This window comes from Mesorhizobium intechi, assembly GCF_002879535.1.
Taxonomy (GTDB): domain Bacteria; phylum Pseudomonadota; class Alphaproteobacteria; order Rhizobiales; family Rhizobiaceae; genus Mesorhizobium; species Mesorhizobium intechi.
In genome coordinates this window covers 1-15,243 of record NZ_PNOT02000228.1, presented here as the reverse complement: position 1 = coordinate 15,243, position 15,243 = coordinate 1, and the positions used below count along the sequence as shown (strand labels likewise).

Sequence of the window (15,243 nt, the reverse complement as noted above, 5' to 3'; positions counted from 1 at the left end):
CCTGCCGCAATAGGCTCGGCACCGTCACGAACGCACCGGCAACTCCATTCGGATGCGGGCACCGCGCCATGAGCCCGTCAGGATGCGGATCGTGCCGTCATGCAGCAGCGCGATCTGCCGGGCGAGGTTCAGTCCCAGCCCCGCGCCGCGCGACTGCGGCTGCAATCGGTAGAAGGGCTCGAAGACGTTCTCGCGCTCTTCCGCTGGAATGCCCGGCCCTTCGTCGCGCACCTCGATGCCGCCGGCCTCGTCGATGGCGATCGTTATCGTGCCGCCGCCGCCGCCATGCTCGATTGCGTTGCGCACGAGGTTGGCGAGCGCCCGTTCGATCTGCAGGACATTGATCTCCACTTGGGCCTTGTTTGGCGACGGCTCGAAGGCAAGGTCATAGCCAGCCTCGATGGCGAGTGGTGCGAAGTCGGCCGCCACCCGGCTGACGAGATCGTCGAGATCGACGATCTGGCGCTGGTCCGACGGGCGGTCGAGCAACTGATGGTCGAGCAGTTGCTGGGCAAGATGCGACAGGCGTTCGATGTCACGCAGCAGGCGCGCGCTCTGCGGTTCCTGCTTCAAAAGTTCGGCGCGCGTGCGCAGGATGGCGATCGGCGTGCGCAATTCATGCGCCGCGTCGGTGAGGAAACGGTTGTGGCGGTCATAGCCCTGGGCGAGGCGGGCAAGCGCCTCGTTGAAGGCATGCACGAGCGGCGCGATCTCCTGCGGCACCTGCTTGACCGGCAGTTGCATCGCGCGGGTGCCGATGTCGATGCGCGCCGCCTGGCGGACCGTTTCGACAAGGCCGGCGAAGGAACGGCGCACCACGGCTGGCGTCGTCACCAGTGTCGTCGTGCCCATGACGAGAATGATGGGCAAAAGCAGGACCGCGATGACGAGCCCGAGCGCCGGCAGGGCGCGCTCCCAGTTCCTGCTGCCGTCCGGATTGCGGGCGACCTCGACAGTGGCCGAAATGTTGATCTCGAGGCCATCTGTCTGTTGGCGCGACGACTGTGTCGCGGCGACGATCTGCACCGCGCCGGCCTTGGTCGAAGCGTTTTCGATGTAGGCTTCAGGCCGCATGTCATTGTCGGAGAATCCGATCGTGGCGTGATCGGCCGCGCCAAGCAGCTCGCCGAAGCCTTTGGTGTAGATGTCGGGTATGTTGCCGGCACGGACGCTCTCGCCCCTGCCGTCGCGAACAATGTACCAGACATTGGGGAAGCTCTCGCGAAACGCGGTGAGTTCCTCCGTTTCACGCACGATCAGCCTGCCGCCCTTGTCCCGGTCGACGGCATCCTTGACGGCCGCGACGGCGGCCTCATTGTCGATCAGCAGGCGCGGATTGGCGATCCAAAGGGCTGCCGCGCAAAGCACGATGAAGATGAGCAGCGTCGCCGCCTGCAGCAGGATAAGCCGCCGGACCAGGATCCACTGCAGCGAGCCGGTACGGACCTTCTTCACGAGACCGCCCGCAGGAGGTAGCCGAGGTTGCGGATGGCCCGGATCTCGATGCCGGCAGCGACATCGTCGAGCTTGCGGCGCAGCCGCGAAATATGCGCATCGAGCGCATTGGAGCCGATCTCGTCGTCGAGGGCATAGACAGCCTCTTCCAGCGCGCTGCGCATAATGGTCCGGCCCGGCCGGCGGATCAATGTTTCAAGCACCAGCCTCTCGCGCCGCGGCAGATCGAGCGCCTGGTCCTCGATCAGCGCCTCGCGATGGCGGAAATCATAGGTGAGGCGGCCGACCATCGTCTGGTTGGCGCGCGAGGTGAACGAGCGACGGTGCAAGGCATGGAGCCGCGCGACGAGTTCCACAGTGGCGAAGGGCTTGACCATGTAATCGTCGGCGCCGGCATCGAGCCCGGCGACCCGGTCGTCCAACCCGCTCATCGCCGTCAATGCGATGACAGGCACATCCAGATGCAAGGCGCGCAGGCGCGGTATGAGGCTGAGACCGTCGCCATCCGGCAGTCGGCGGTCCAGCACCACCGCGTCGTGATAGCCCAGGCGGGCCATAGCCACGGCATCGGCCAATGTCGCGGCATGGTCGACGATGATGTCCACACGCTCGAGCGCGGCCTTCAGCACGGAGGCCATTTCCGGTTCGTCCTCGATCAACAGGACGCGCATGAATAGTCTCCTTTATCCGCGGCCGGTCGGGGTCTGCGGCCGCGGCAGTTCATTCGCATTCCAGTTTTGGCTGGCGGAAATTGGTGATGAACCAGCGACCACCGGAAGCGCGGGCATAGAATGTGTAGAAGCATTCCTGACGCTCGATATAGCCGGGCGTCTCGGTCTCTTCATAGACGGTTCCGTGCTTTGTCTCGCGAACCTCGCCGCTCGATGTCCCGGAAACCGCTGACGTCGACACCTTGCGCCACTGATAGGCGCGCTCACCCTGGCCAAGATCGACGATCGCCGTTGGCGGACCATAATCGAGGGCGACCGATTCGACCGGCTGGCCAACATAGTTTTTCATGATGTCGGAGGCACAGCCTGCGAGCGCGATTGCGATGAAGACGACGGTCCGGGCCCGTGTCATGAGGCTGGCGCCATGCGTGGACATATCTGAACAGATTCCCATGGTGAAAATTCACGCACGGACCTAGATCGCGAAGATTGCATCGACATTGCAGCGACGCGCGGGAAGGGCGCCATTGCGGAAAAAGCCGTTGTGCGGTGGATATCGAGACACCGGATTGCGCGATGCCCAGCGGCATGGTGCAATCCGGTTCGCCCGTACTAGAACCGGTAATTGACGCCGGCCTTCAGTTCATGGCTGCCGATCGTCGTCTTCGATGTGCCAGGAGTCGATGTCGTCTCGACGCCTGGGGTGCGGACATAGTCGTACTCGACCTTGGCGGACAGCCCGCCGGCGAAGCCTTGCTCGATGCCGGCGCCCAGGAGGTAGCCGACCTTCCATCGATCGGTGCTGCTGACATTGTCGCCATTGTCGAATTTGGTCAGGGCAACGCCGCCGGTGCCAAACAGCAGCGTCTGGTCGAAGCTCAATCCTGCCTTGGCCTTGGCGGCACCGCGCCATTTCTCCTTGATCTTGCCGCCCTGGACATCGTGTTCGGCGCCGCCCAGATAGGAGCCTTCGATCTCGGCGCCGAGAACGGTGGGACCCATCTGCTGGTTGTAGCCGGCCTGGACGCCGCCGCTGAGGCCATTGCGGCCTGCAAACGGGTTTGGCATTCCGGTGAACGCCGTGCCGCCATGGACGCCGACATAGGCGCCGCTCCACTGGAAGGCGGGGGGGTCGTTGTAGGTGGGTGAAAGGTCGGCGGCCATCGCCGGCCCGAGAAGGCAAAAGGCGAGACTAGCCGCCGTCAGGGCGATCTTTACTCGAGAGGACACAGCATCACTCCAACACAAAAGCGCATCCAGCAATCGACACGCAGGTTAACTCCCGGGGAGCTTTGGCCGCTGGGGCGGTCACGGCTCCGGTTTGGTGTCTCTCAGGGACGGCTGCACGGTCCTGAAAACTGGCGTTCGCCAGCTGTGGTAGGGGGTCGGAGCGCCGCGCAACCAGTCACCTGAAAGACGCCGACTGTCTCGCAGGTGAAAATTGCACGCACATTGCGCAAAATTGGAAAATGATGATTTTGTGCTTTATTTTCAAGCTATTGAACTGATCTTGTTTACCCATCTTTAAGAATTGCAAGCTGTCTGAAACTCGCAGTTTCGATCCCGTGTTCCAGCCAGGGCACAAATCGCGCTGGCTTGATGGAAGGCCGCCAAGCACGTATCTCTGGGCCGTGCCCGTGAGTCTGGGCATCTCAATCGGGAGACGACCTTGTCCGCACTGACGCGTTTTCTCGGCGACTCGCCGCTCAGGGTGATTCTGAAACTGCTGGTGGTGTCGTTCCTCGTCGGCCTTGTCATGAATGCCTTCGGCTGGTCGCCGTTGGATGTCTTCTACGGCATCCAGAAGTTCTTCATCGACCTCTGGAACCTCGGCTTCCACGCCATCGACCGCTTCCTCGGCTACATCCTGCTTGGGGCCGCGATCGTCGTGCCGGCCTTCCTCCTGCTCAGGATCGCCAACTATCGGAAGTGACTTTCAGAGCAATCTAGGCGTAGGCCGACGCGACCTCGAACAGGATGGCGTGCCGTGCGGCAAGGGCCGGCACGTCGGTGGAATACCCGCCGCCGATGACGCCGCAGACCGGCATGCCGAGCGCACGAAAATGGCCGATGACCATCTCGTCGCGGGCGCGCAGGCCTTCATTGGAAAGCGCCAGCCTGCCAAGCCGGTCCTCGGCGTGGACGTCAACGCCGGCATTGTAGAAAACGATGTCCCAGCGCGCCCGGGCCGACAGCTCCGGCAGGATCGTTGCTAGCCTCCGGAGATAGGCGTCGTCGCCCGTGCCGTCGGGAAGCGCGATGTCGAGATCCGAGGCGATCTTGCGCACGGGATAGTTGCGCTCACCATGCATGGAGAAGGTGAACACACCTGGCTCGTCGCTCAGAATATCCGCGGTACCGTCGCCCTGATGCACGTCGAGATCGACGACCATGATGTTTTGTGCGGCACCCTCGTCGAGCAGCAGCAGCGAGGCGACGGCGACGTCGTTGAAGGTGCAGAAGCCGGCGCCGTGCGCGCGCCGCGCATGATGGCTGCCGCCCGCAGTGTTGCAGGCGATGCCATGGCGCAAGGCGAGCCGCGCCGCCAGTATCGTGCCGCCAGTGGCAAGCTGCGCGCGCAGCGAAACCCGGGGCCCGACCGGAAAGCCGATCTCGCGTTCGATTTTTTCCAGAACCGAACAATTGATGACCTGGTCGACATAGTCGGCCGCATGGGCAAGCTTCAGCCATGATGCCGGTGCCGGCTCCGCGGTGTTGAGCGCGTCAGGCCCGACCAGGCCGTGTGCACGCAAAGCCTCCATCAGCAGCGGGTACTTGCTCATCGGGAAGCGATGGTTGGCGGCAAAGCCGGCGTCGTAGTCGGGGTGGTGGACGATCTGCAGGGGCATGAACCGAATCCGGCGGCTTCGCGCCAGGCCGGGATTTCGGTTGGCCATCGCGGGAAGAATGATTGCGCGCTGGCCGGAAAATGGGGCACATCGGCTCTTCGATCAAGCCGCAAATCAGCAAGGCAGCAATCCCTTGGACAAGGGCGCAACTCCAGTCGACGCCAGATCCTTTGTCGTCACCAACAGTTCCGTGCTCGCCATAGCGGTGCCCATGACGCTCGCCTATCTCACCACGCCGATGCTCGGCCTGGTCGACACGGCTGTTGTCGGCCAGTTCGGCGACGCGGCTCTTCTCGGCGGCCTTGCGGCGGGCGCGCTTGTCTTCGACGTCGTCTTCACCAGCTTCAATTTTCTGCGTTCGGGCACCACCGGCCTCGTCGCCCAGGCTTTCGGGCGTGGCGATGCGCTCGAGGAGCAGGCGGTGTTCTGGCGCGCCGTGCTGATCGCGGTCGTTGCCGGTGTCGTGCTTGCCTCGCTTTCGCCGTTGATCGCCATCGGCGGCCAGTGGTTCATGGGCGCCGAACCGCGCGTCAGCGAGTCGATGGGCGTCTACATCAGGATCAGGCTGCTTGCCGCACCGTTCTCGCTGATCAACTACGCCATTCTCGGCTATGTGTTGGGGCGTGGCGAAGGCGGGCTCGGCCTTGTGCTGCAACTGGTGCTCAACGGCATCAACATCGCGCTCTGCCTCCTGCTTGGCCTGAAGCTTGGCTGGGGCGTTGCCGGCGTCGCCTGGGCGACCGTCACGGGCGAATTCCTGGCCATGCTGCTGGGCCTCGCCATCGTGGTCCGTCGCTTCCGCGCGACCCCGCCCCTGCCGCGCCATCGACTGCTCGACACTGCCGCTTTCCTGCGCATGCTGTCGCTCAACCGCGATATCATGATCCGCTCGTTCTCGCTGCTTGCCGCCTTCGCGCTGTTCACCCGCCAGGGCGCGCAGTTCGGGACGGTGACGCTGGCAGCCAATGCGGTGTTGATGAATTTCTTCCTCGTTGCCGGCTATTTCCTCGATGGTTTTGCCACCGCCGCCGAGCAGCTCGCCGGCCGCGCCGTCGGCGCGCGCGCCGAGCAACCGTTCCGGCAGGCGGTGCGGCTCACCCTGTTCTGGGGGTTGGGGCTGGCCGGTGCCGCGACCGTGGTGCAGTTGTCGGCCGGCGCCAGTCTGGTCGCCATCGTCACGACATCGCAGGAGGTCCGTTCGGTGGCCGACATCTATTTGCCCTGGGCGGCCTTCACCGCGCTGAGCGGCGTGCTGGCGTTCCAGATGGATGGCGTCTTCATCGGCGCGACCTGGTCGCGCGACATGCGCAACATGATGTTGCTGTCGTTCCTGGTCTTTACCGTCGCGCTGCTGACGCTGGCACCTGCCTTCGGCAATCACGGCCTGTGGGCGGCGCTGCACGTTTTCCTGCTGGCGCGCGGTTTCAGCCTGCTGACCATCTTGCGGTTGCGGTTGCGGACGGCGTTCAGCTGAGCGGCTTGGACGCCCATCGATCGAGGTGGCTGTCGCGCAATTCGCCAATGGACTTCAGCCGCTCCGTCTCGCAAAAGCGTGCCATGCCGGCGACGATGCGGCCCGGGAGCGCGGGTCCGGCATAGATCATGCCGGTATAGAGCTGCACCAGATCGGCTCCGGCACGGATTTTCTCCAGCGCGGTCTCGGCGGAATCCACGCCGCCGACTCCGACAATGGCAATGCTCGGCCCGAGCAGCGTGCGCATCTTCGCCAGCACGATGGTCGAGCGTTCGAACAGCGGCTTCCCCGAAAGCCCACCGGTCTCGCGTGCGGCGTCGCCGCTGCGCAGCGGCGGCCGCGAAATTGTGGTGTTGGAGACGATGATGCCGTCGATCCGTTTTTCCACGACCTCGGCGGCGATGTCTTCCATCTCGGCCTCGGCCAGATCCGGCGCGATCTTGAGGAAAATGGGCGGCTGGGCCGCGGCCGACGCATGCGCGGCCATGACCCGCGACAAAAGTTCGCCGAGCTGCTCGCGCGCCTGCATGTTGCGCAGGCCGGGCGTGTTGGGTGAGGAGATATTGACCGTGAGGTAGCTGGCATAGGGAGCAAAGCGGGTGACGCCGCGTTCATAGTCGGCGATGCGATCGGCGCTGTCCTTGTTGGCACCGATATTGACGCCGACAATGCCGGAACGTCCCTTGCGCGCGGCAAGGCGCTTTCCGGCCGCGGCATGACCTTCATTGTTGAAGCCCAGCCGGTTTATCACCGCTTCATCCGCCGTCAGCCGGAAGATGCGCGGCTTCGGATTGCCAGCCTGCGGCAGGGGCGTGACCGTGCCGACCTCGGCAAAGCCGAAGCCGAGGCCGAGCAGCGCGTCGGGCACCTCGGCATTCTTGTCGTAGCCGGCCGCCATGCCGAGCGGGTTGGGGAAATCGAGGCCGCAGAGGCTGGCCTTCAGCCTGATGTCGCGCACCGTCCGCGCGCCGGCCGGCAGGCCGCAGCGCAGCGCAGCGATCGACAAGCCATGCGCGGTTTCCGGATCGAAGGTGAACAGCAGCTTCTGGCCGAGTCGGTCGAGCACGCTCACTGCCCCCCCAGTGGCGGGAACTGATGCACGCCATCGGCACCGAGCGGCAGCGGCCGCACCCACTCGACGGTATCCAGCACCAGCACGCCGTAAAGATGCGGAAACAGCGCGCCGCCTCGCGAAACCTCGTATTTCAGCGCATCGCCCAGGCTGGCGTCGTCGACGGCGACCAGCAGAAGGTCGGTCTGGCCGGAAAAATGCCTTGCCGCGGTTTCCCGGACCTGCGCCGCAGTGGAGAAATGGATGAAGCCGTCGGCGACGTCGACCGGCGCGCCGGTGAAGCGGCCGCTGGCTTCGGCCTCGCGCCAAAGCGCTTGCGGGGTTATCTTGTAGATAAACTGAGACATGGTTGCGCTATAGTCCGAACCAGTCGTGCGGGGAAGGCCACGCCAAGGGTCTTCCCCATTTCCGGCGCAAACATGCGATATTTCAGGCCTTGGCCAAGGAGGACAACATGCGCCTGCAACACATCTTGATCCCCGCCGCGCTGGTTTCACTGGTCGCGGTATCAGCCTATTCGGAAGAGACCGATCGCTACCGGCTGGAAAAATCCGCCAACGGCTATGTCCGCATGGACACGCAGACCGGTGCGTTGTCGCTCTGCGAGGAACGCTCCGGTCAGCTCGTCTGCAAGGTGGCGGCCGATGAACGCGCCGCGTTCCAGGATGAAATCGACCGCCTGCAGACCTCGATGAAGGCCATGGACGAGCGCGTCACGAAGCTGGAGAATTCGCTCTCCGCACGCCTCGAATCCAAACTGCCGAGCGAGGAGGATTTCAACAAGACGATGAGCTACATGGAGCGCTTCCTGCGCGGCTTCATGGGCATCGTCAAGGATATGGACAAGGACAATGGTGGCGGCGCCCAGCTCAACGCGCAGAAGACCTGAGCTTCCTACAGCGCCGCGCGTCCTTTTGGACGCGCAAAGGGCGCTGTAGGACGTCGATGTTGCGAAACAGGGAAAACGCGGCGCGCTGGCATTGCCGCTTGAAAACAGCGCGCTGCCCCTCATAATCGTCCGGCTGGTCCCGAAAAGCTCTAAAATCATCGACGGGATTCGGGGAGGAACATTTGCCGTCAGGCTATTCTTTCGTCATCGCCGACGATCACCCGCTGTTTCGCGGTGCGCTCCGCGAAGCGCTTGCCGGCATAGGCAATGTCGCCGCCATTCACGAGGCCGGCGATTTCGAAAGCGCCAAGGCGTTGGTCGTGGCCAATGAGGATGTCGATCTGGTGCTGCTCGACCTGTCGATGCCGGGCGCCAGTGGCCTCTCCGGCCTGATCTCGCTCCGCGGCATTCATCCTGCGGTGCCGCTTATCGTGGTCTCGGCGCATGACGATCCGGCGACCATCAGGCGCGCCCTCGATCTTGGCGCATCGGGCTTCATCTCCAAATCGGCCAGCATGGAGGAAATCCGCAACGCCGTGCAATCGGTGCTCGCCGGCGACATCGCGGCGCCTGTGGGCGTCGATCTCGGTGTCGAGCGCGATCCAGAAATATCGGACCTGATCAAGCGGCTGCAGGCCCTGACGCCGCAACAGACCCGCGTGCTCGGCATGCTGGCTGAAGGCTTGCTCAACAAGCAGATCGCCTATGAGCTGGGCGTTTCCGAGGCGACCATCAAGGCGCATGTCTCGGCCATCCTGCAGAAGCTCGGCGTCGACAGCCGCACCCAGGCGGTGATCCTTCTGTCCAAGATCGGCACCGACCCGTTGCAGGCCAACAGCTGAGTGCCGGCGTCGCCCGTTCAATGATTGGCCGCGAAGGGCGCCGCGCCCGGCCGACGGCGGCACCGAGGCCGAGAGACGCGATCGCCACCAGCGGAATGCCGGCGATCCAGGACGGGATTTTTCGGCAAGTCCGCGAATGCCGGCGGAGATCGAGACTTATTCCGACGCGATAGCCGATATGTTCTGCGCCTACCTCAGGAGCCTGGGGCACGGGGCCTGAAATCGCCAGCTGCGGCCGGCCGGCCCATTGGCGTCACTCTGCCGCAGATGCCAGCGGCCTGACCCTGGTCATCATCGAACGCAGCACCGCCGGTTTCAAAGGTTTGTTGATCACCGCAATATCGAGCCCCGCGGCCGCCGCCCGCACCTCGTTGGACCGGTCGGCGGTGACCAGCACGGCGGCCAGGTCGTTGCCATGGGTCGCCCGCAGCCGGGCGATGATATCGAGGCCGGTTTCGCCATCGAGATGGTAATCTGCAAGCACGATATCCGGGCGGTGGAGCGCGGCGTTCTCCAGATCCCGTGAGCCGGACACGGTATCGACCTTGCATCCCCAGCCTTCGAGCAGCAGCCGCATGCCCTCGAGGATGCGGGCGTCATTGTCGATACACAGCACATGCAGCCCGGCGAGCGAAGCCGCGGCGCGGGCGGGAGCCTTGGTTTCGACGTCGCGTCGCGGCTCCTGCACCGCTGCGACGGGCAGGATGACGGAAAAGCGCGTGCCCTTGCCTGGATTGGAGAAAAGGCGGATTTCCAGCCGAAGCACGCGAGCGATGCGGTCGACGATGGAGAGGCCAAGGCCGAGCCCTTCGGCTTCGCGCGCGCCTTCATCGAGCCGGGTGAACTCATGGAAGACCGTGCTCAGCTTCTCGCCGGCAATGCCGATGCCGGTATCGATCACCTGGATCTCCGCCAGTTCGCCGCGCCGCCGCACGCCGACCAGGATACGCCCCCTGCGGGTATACTTGATGGCGTTGGAGACAAGATTCTGGATCAGGCGGCGCAACAGATTGCGATCGGTCACCACCGTCAGCGAAGACGGCATGATCGTCAGGCCGAGTTTTTTCTCGGCGGCCATTGGCCGAAAATCATTGCCGATCTGGCGCAGCAGCCCGTCGAGGTTGAAGGCGGTGTCGTCCGGCTTCATCGCGCCGGCGTCGAGGCGCGAGATGTCGAGCACGGCGCCGAGAATCGTCTCGACTGATTCCAGTGAGGATTCGATATTGACCGCCGCCTTGCCTGCTGGTCCTTTGCCGGCCTTCTCGATCAGCGAGGAGCAATAGAGCCGGGCGGCGTTCAGCGGCTGCAGGATGTCGTGGCCGGCGGCGGCGAGGAAGCGCGTCTTGCCGAGATTGGCCTCTTCGGCCAGCATCTGCGCCTGGGCCAGTTCCTCATTGACCCGCGTCAACTCCTCGTTGACCCTAGTCAGTTCGATGGTGCGGGTTTTCACGCGCTGTTCCAGCGATTCATTGGCGCGCTTCAGCGCCAGATCCTGTTCGACGCGTCCGGAAATGTCGGCATAGGTGGCGACGATGCCGCCATCCGGCATCGGATTGGAGCGAAGCTCCAGGATGCGGCCGCTGGTCTTCAGTTCCATCTGCCAGGGGCTCACGAAGCTGGTCAGCCGGTTGAGCATCGTCACGCGCTGTTCGGCGGGAATGTCGCCGCGCTCGGCGAGATGGCGCAGGATCTGATCGAGCGAGACGCCCACCTGGCCCATCTCGTCGGGCAGGTCGAACAGCGCCCGGTATTGGCGGTTCCAGCAGATCAGCCGGAAATCGCGGTCGAACACGGTGATGCCCTGTTCCATCTGGTCGAGCGCGATCTGCAGGAGGTCGCGATTGTGCTGCAGCGCCTCGGTGGCGTCGTCGAGCAGGCGGAAGGCATCCCGGGGTTCGCGGTCATGGCGCCGGAACAGCAGCGACAGGATCAACCGCGCCGAGGAGGAGCCGACGGCGCTGGCCAAAAGCTGCTCGGAGAATCGGATGACCTCCATGCTCGCCTGCTCCTTGCCGTGCAGCGAGGTGCCGTTGGTCTTCTCGAACGACTGGAAAGAGCGCTCTGTGCGCTCGACGCCGAGGTAGCGCGCGATCGTGTCCTTGAGGTCGTTGACGGTGATGGCGGTGCGGAAGCGGCGCAGGCTCGGCATCGGACCGGCGTCGCGTGGCACGAAGATCGACGCCTGGATGCGCTCCAGCGGCACCGACGCGCGCGACAGCGAGCCAAGCACGAAAAACAGCGTGTTGATCGACAGGCTCCACAATACGCCGTGGTTCAGCGGTTCGGCGATCGTGCCGAACAGCGCCTGCGGCCGCAATGCCTCGAAACCGAACAACCCTTGCACGATGATGTCGGCATCGGGTGCGACAAGCGAGGGCAACAGCAGGGTGTAGCCCCATACGAGGATGCCGGCGATCATGCCGAGTGCGGCGCCCCTGCCATTGGCGCCGCGCCAGATCAGCCCGCCGATCAGCGCCGGCGCGAACTGCGCGATGGCCGCGAAGGACATCAGCCCGATCGACGAGAGCCGTGCTGAGTTGGTGCTTTCGCGGTAGTAGAGGAAGGCGATGAACAACAGGATGAAGATCGCCCCGCGCCGCACATTGAGAATGAGCGTCGACCAGTCCTCGTTCTCGGAGGTCGACGTCTTGAGCAGGCGGCGCACGAACAGCGGGATGACGAGATCGTTGGAGATCATGATCGAGAGCGCCACGCTTTCGACGATCACCATGGCCGTTGCCGCCGATAGCCCGCCGATGAAGGCCGCCATGGCGAGCACGTCGTGGCCGCTGAACAGGGGCAGCGACAGCACGTAGAGATCGCTGCTGGTGCCCGTGTCGACCAACGACAGGCCGGCGAAGGCGATCGGCAGCACGAATAGGTTGATCGCCACGAGGTAGAGCGGAAACACCCAGGTCGCGGTGCGCAGTTCGGCCTCGCCCCGGTTCTCGACAATGGTGACGTAGAACTGCCGCGGCAGCATGACGATGGCAAAGCCGCTCAAGGTGGTCAGCACCAGCCAGGTGGCGAGCGAGGTGTTGTAGCCCATCGCCCGGCGCACCTGTGCGTTCTGCGCCAGTTTTGCGAACATGTCGCCCGGGCCGCCGAAGATCAGGAAGGTGACCATCAGACCGATTGCCAGGAAGGCGGCAAGCTTGACCACGGTTTCGACCGCCACAGCCAGCACCAGCCCGTCCTGATGCTCGGTGGCGTCGGCATGGCGGGTGCCGAACAAGACGGCAAACAAGGCCAGCAGCATGGCGACGACCAGCGAGATGTCGCTGACGAACGGGTCGAAGGAGGGCGGCGATCCCGTATAGTGCTCGACCATCAGGCTGACCGAGCCGGAAATCGCCTTCAGCTGCAGCGCGATATAGGGCACCGCGCCGATGGTGGCGATCAGCGTGGCGATTGCCGCGACGGTAAAGCTTTTGCCGTAGCGTGCGCCGAGGAAGTCGGCGATCGAGGTGATCTTTTCGGTCTTGGCCAGCCGCACGATACGGTTGAGCAGCGGAAAGCCGAACACGAACACCAGCACCGGGCCGGTATAGATGCCAAGGAACTCGAGGCCGCGTTCGGAGGAGAGCCCGACCGAGCCGAAGAAGGTCCACGAGGTGCAATAGATCGCCAGGCTGAGTGCATAGATGAAGGGTCGCGCACGACCGGGCCCGGAGATGGCCGAGCGGCGGTCGCCCAGGCTGGCGATGGCGAACAGCAACGTCACATAGGCGATCGCGATAATGACGATGAACAAGCCCTGCACGCCTGTAATTTCCTCCTTTGCCGTCTTTCTATCCGGCTTGTCTGAACGCAATCACAGCTTAAGCTCCATGTCCATTGCGGCTTTGGCAGCATGAGCGGCTGCAAGATTCAGAAGGACGTTCGCATTGCCGTGACGGAACGAGAAAGCGGTTGCTTGCTCCTTTTTGCCCATGTTGCAACCGGAGGTTTTTGCTATGTTGTGGCCGGGTCGATGCCGCAAGGACGGAACGGCAGCGCGGCCCGCCATGCAAGGAGGGTCGAATGCTGAAAGAATTCCAGGAATTCATTTCCAAAGGTAACGTGATGGACTTGGCCGTCGGCGTCATCATCGGCGCCGCCTTCGGCAAGATCGTCACTTCGCTGGTCGATGATGTCATCATGCCTTTCATTGGCGCGCTCGGAGGGGTCGATTTCAACAACTACTTCATTGGCCTGTCGCACAATGTAACTGCGACAAACCTTGAAGATGCGCGCAAACAAGGCGCTGTCTTTGCCTATGGCAGCTTCATTACGGTGGCGTTGAATTTCCTGATCATTGCCTTTGTCATCTTCCTTATGGTCAAGGCGGTGAACAATCTGCGGCGGCGTCTCGAGCGCGAGAAGCCGGCTGCCCCGGCCGCACCGCCCCCCGCCGATGTCGCGCTGCTCACCGAAATCCGCGATCTGCTCGCCAAGCGATAATTCAGCCAACCATTGCTGGACCAAAACCCCGGTCGTTCGCGGCTGGGGTTTTCTGTTTTCGTATCTGATAAAGAGCGGCAACCCCAAGGGAAACGGATTTGTCCATGAGCCTGATCGATAGCTTTCGCGCCGAAGCCCGCGCCGCGCCGGAAAGCGGCATTGTCGCCGTCGTCAATTACGGCCGCCTGCGCGAGGGCCTGATCCCGCTCTGGGCCGGCGAGGGCGACCTGCCGACACCCGCCTTCATCACCGATGCCGCCTCGAAGGCGCTGGCCGGGGGCGAGACGTTCTACACGTGGCAGAGGGGCATACCCGATCTCAGGCAGGCGCTGGCACGCTACTACGCCAGGCATTTCGGCAAGACGTTCCCGGAGGAGCAATTCATCGTCACCGGATCCGGCATGCATGCCATCCAAATGTCCCTTACGGCGCTGGCCGGTGCCGGCGACGAGGTGATTTATCTGTCGCCGGCCTGGCCGAATTTCGACGCCGCCGCCGCCTTGTCGGGAGCCGTTCCGGTACCGGTCACGCTCGATCACTCCGGCAATGGCTGGTCCTGCGACGTCGAGAAGATCGCCGCGGCGATCACGCCGCGCACCAAGGCGCTGTTCATCAACACGCCGTCGAATCCGACCGGTTGGACCGCCGATCACGAGACCTTGCAGGCGATCCTCGATCTCGCACGCGCCAAGAACGTCTGGATCATCGCCGACGAGATCTATTCGCTGTTCCATTATGGCCATGGTCGTGCGCCGTCCTTCCTCGACATCGCGACGGAGGAAGACCGCATCCTCTTCGTCAACTCCTTTTCCAAGAATTGGGCGATGACCGGCTGGCGCGTCGGCTGGATCAAGACGCATCCGAGCCTGCAGCAGGTGTTCGAGAACCTGATCCAATATTCGAATTCCGGCGTTGCCCAGTTCATGCAGCGCGGCGCGGTCGCAGCCCTTGACGAGGGCGATGGCTTCGTCGCCGAACAGGTGGAGCGGGCGAGAAAGGCGCGCGACCTGGTCTGCGGCATTCTCGGCGCCACCGGCCGCGCTCGGTTGACCGTGCCGCAGGGTGCCTTCTATCTGTTCTTTACCGTCGACGGCATCACCGATTCCCGCACCGCCGCCTTCGACATCGTCGACAAGGCCAATGTCGGCCTGGCGCCTGGCACCGCCTTCGGCCCCGGCGGCGAAGCCTTCCTCAGGCTGTGCTTCCACCGCCGCCTCGACCAGGTCGAGGAAGCCGCGCACCGGCTGGCGAAATGGATGAAGACTATTTAGCCAGCCCTCGTCGACTGGCAGTCGAGCCGCGTTTCAAACGGGCTTCAGCCGCCTGAGCTTCAGCCACCTGACTTGGGCACCAGCAGGGGAATGACCCGGTCGCTTTTGGCGACGGCGGGCCGTCCTGCCGAGCCGTAGGGGATGCCGAGGGCATCCCAGGTCTCGACCAGCGCGTCCTGCAGTTCGGCGATCAGCGCATCCGAATGGAACGGTGTCGGCGTGATGCGCAGGCGTTCGGTGCCGCGCGGCACGGTCGGGTAGTTGATCGGCTGGATGT

At 63.9% G+C, this 15,243-nt stretch carries 14 protein-coding genes and 2 pseudogenes; 7 read left to right on the top strand and 9 right to left on the bottom strand.

The window, feature by feature from the left end; translation table 11 throughout:
• Positions 1-24: 24 nt before the first annotated feature.
• From C1D09_RS20060 to C1D09_RS20045, 4 genes are all read right to left on the bottom strand, one after another.
• Positions 25-1,455: a sensor histidine kinase gene (locus tag C1D09_RS20060; RefSeq protein WP_143975946.1), complete on the bottom strand. Its 1,431-nt coding sequence runs from the start codon at positions 1,453-1,455 to the stop codon at positions 25-27.
• Positions 1,452-2,126: a response regulator transcription factor gene (locus tag C1D09_RS20055; RefSeq protein ID WP_143975945.1), complete on the bottom strand. Its 675-nt coding sequence runs from the start codon at positions 2,124-2,126 to the stop codon at positions 1,452-1,454. The genes C1D09_RS20060 and C1D09_RS20055 overlap by 4 nt, the downstream gene beginning before the upstream one ends.
• A 49-nt stretch (positions 2,127-2,175) precedes the next feature.
• Complete coding sequence (locus C1D09_RS20050) at positions 2,176-2,538, bottom strand: hypothetical protein (RefSeq protein WP_246135814.1); 363 nt, start codon at positions 2,536-2,538, stop codon at positions 2,176-2,178.
• 200 nt (positions 2,539-2,738) lie between these two features.
• Positions 2,739-3,356 (bottom strand): outer membrane protein, encoded by a 618-nt coding sequence (locus tag C1D09_RS20045; RefSeq protein ID WP_143975943.1) that lies wholly within the window; start codon positions 3,354-3,356, stop codon positions 2,739-2,741.
• 439 nt (positions 3,357-3,795) lie between these two features.
• Between C1D09_RS20045 and C1D09_RS20040 the strand changes: the two genes are divergently transcribed.
• Positions 3,796-4,059, top strand: coding sequence for a DUF6460 domain-containing protein (locus C1D09_RS20040; protein WP_143975942.1), 264 nt, complete (start codon positions 3,796-3,798; stop codon positions 4,057-4,059).
• Positions 4,060-4,072: 13 nt separating this feature from the next.
• On the opposite strand, the gene C1D09_RS20035 is transcribed toward C1D09_RS20040, so the two are convergent.
• On the bottom strand, positions 4,073-4,975 hold the full coding sequence (locus tag C1D09_RS20035) for a histone deacetylase family protein (RefSeq protein WP_143975941.1): 903 nt from the start codon (positions 4,973-4,975) through the stop codon (positions 4,073-4,075).
• 133 nt (positions 4,976-5,108) lie between these two features.
• Here C1D09_RS20035 and C1D09_RS20030 point away from each other — a divergent pair, with 133 nt between their 5' ends.
• The gene (locus C1D09_RS20030; RefSeq protein WP_143975940.1) at positions 5,109-6,449 is read left to right on the top strand and encodes an MATE family efflux transporter; all 1,341 of its coding nucleotides are present in this window, start codon (positions 5,109-5,111) and stop codon (positions 6,447-6,449) included.
• Here C1D09_RS20030 and C1D09_RS20025 read toward each other — a convergent pair.
• Complete coding sequence (locus tag C1D09_RS20025; RefSeq protein ID WP_143975939.1) at positions 6,442-7,521, bottom strand: quinone-dependent dihydroorotate dehydrogenase; 1,080 nt, start codon at positions 7,519-7,521, stop codon at positions 6,442-6,444. The two genes, C1D09_RS20030 and C1D09_RS20025, sit on opposite strands and share 8 nt — an antisense overlap.
• Positions 7,518-7,868, bottom strand: a complete 351-nt coding sequence (locus tag C1D09_RS20020; RefSeq protein ID WP_143975938.1) for a DUF952 domain-containing protein — start codon at positions 7,866-7,868, stop codon at positions 7,518-7,520. The genes C1D09_RS20025 and C1D09_RS20020 overlap by 4 nt, the downstream gene beginning before the upstream one ends.
• Positions 7,869-7,975: 107 nt before the next feature.
• Between C1D09_RS20020 and C1D09_RS20015 the strand changes: the two genes are divergently transcribed.
• The 3 genes and pseudogenes from C1D09_RS20015 to C1D09_RS20005 form a co-directional block, all read left to right on the top strand.
• A complete protein-coding gene (locus C1D09_RS20015; protein ID WP_143975937.1) occupies positions 7,976-8,410 on the top strand; it encodes a hypothetical protein in 435 nt (144 codons plus the stop codon).
• 182 nt (positions 8,411-8,592) lie between these two features.
• Positions 8,593-9,252, top strand: a complete 660-nt coding sequence (locus C1D09_RS20010) for a response regulator transcription factor (protein WP_143975936.1) — start codon at positions 8,593-8,595, stop codon at positions 9,250-9,252.
• Positions 9,253-9,373: 121 nt separating this feature from the next.
• A pseudogene (locus C1D09_RS20005) lies at positions 9,374-9,472 on the top strand (TetR/AcrR family transcriptional regulator); the annotation flags it as partial.
• Positions 9,473-9,505: 33 nt separating this feature from the next.
• Here the strand turns inward: C1D09_RS20005 and C1D09_RS20000 are convergent.
• Positions 9,506-13,015, bottom strand: coding sequence for a PAS domain-containing hybrid sensor histidine kinase/response regulator (locus C1D09_RS20000; RefSeq protein ID WP_143975935.1), 3,510 nt, complete (start codon positions 13,013-13,015; stop codon positions 9,506-9,508).
• A 260-nt stretch (positions 13,016-13,275) separates the two neighbouring features.
• On the opposite strand from C1D09_RS20000, the gene mscL reads away from it, so the two are divergent.
• Together mscL and C1D09_RS19990 are read left to right on the top strand one after the other, a co-directional pair.
• Positions 13,276-13,695, top strand: coding sequence for a large conductance mechanosensitive channel protein MscL (mscL, locus tag C1D09_RS19995; protein WP_064984686.1), 420 nt, complete (start codon positions 13,276-13,278; stop codon positions 13,693-13,695).
• A 104-nt stretch (positions 13,696-13,799) separates the two neighbouring features.
• Positions 13,800-14,966, top strand: a complete 1,167-nt coding sequence (locus C1D09_RS19990) for a pyridoxal phosphate-dependent aminotransferase (protein ID WP_143975934.1) — start codon at positions 13,800-13,802, stop codon at positions 14,964-14,966.
• Positions 14,967-15,025: 59 nt separating this feature from the next.
• Here C1D09_RS19990 and C1D09_RS19985 read toward each other — a convergent pair.
• Positions 15,026-15,243: pseudogene (locus tag C1D09_RS19985) on the bottom strand (5-aminolevulinate synthase); the annotation flags it as partial.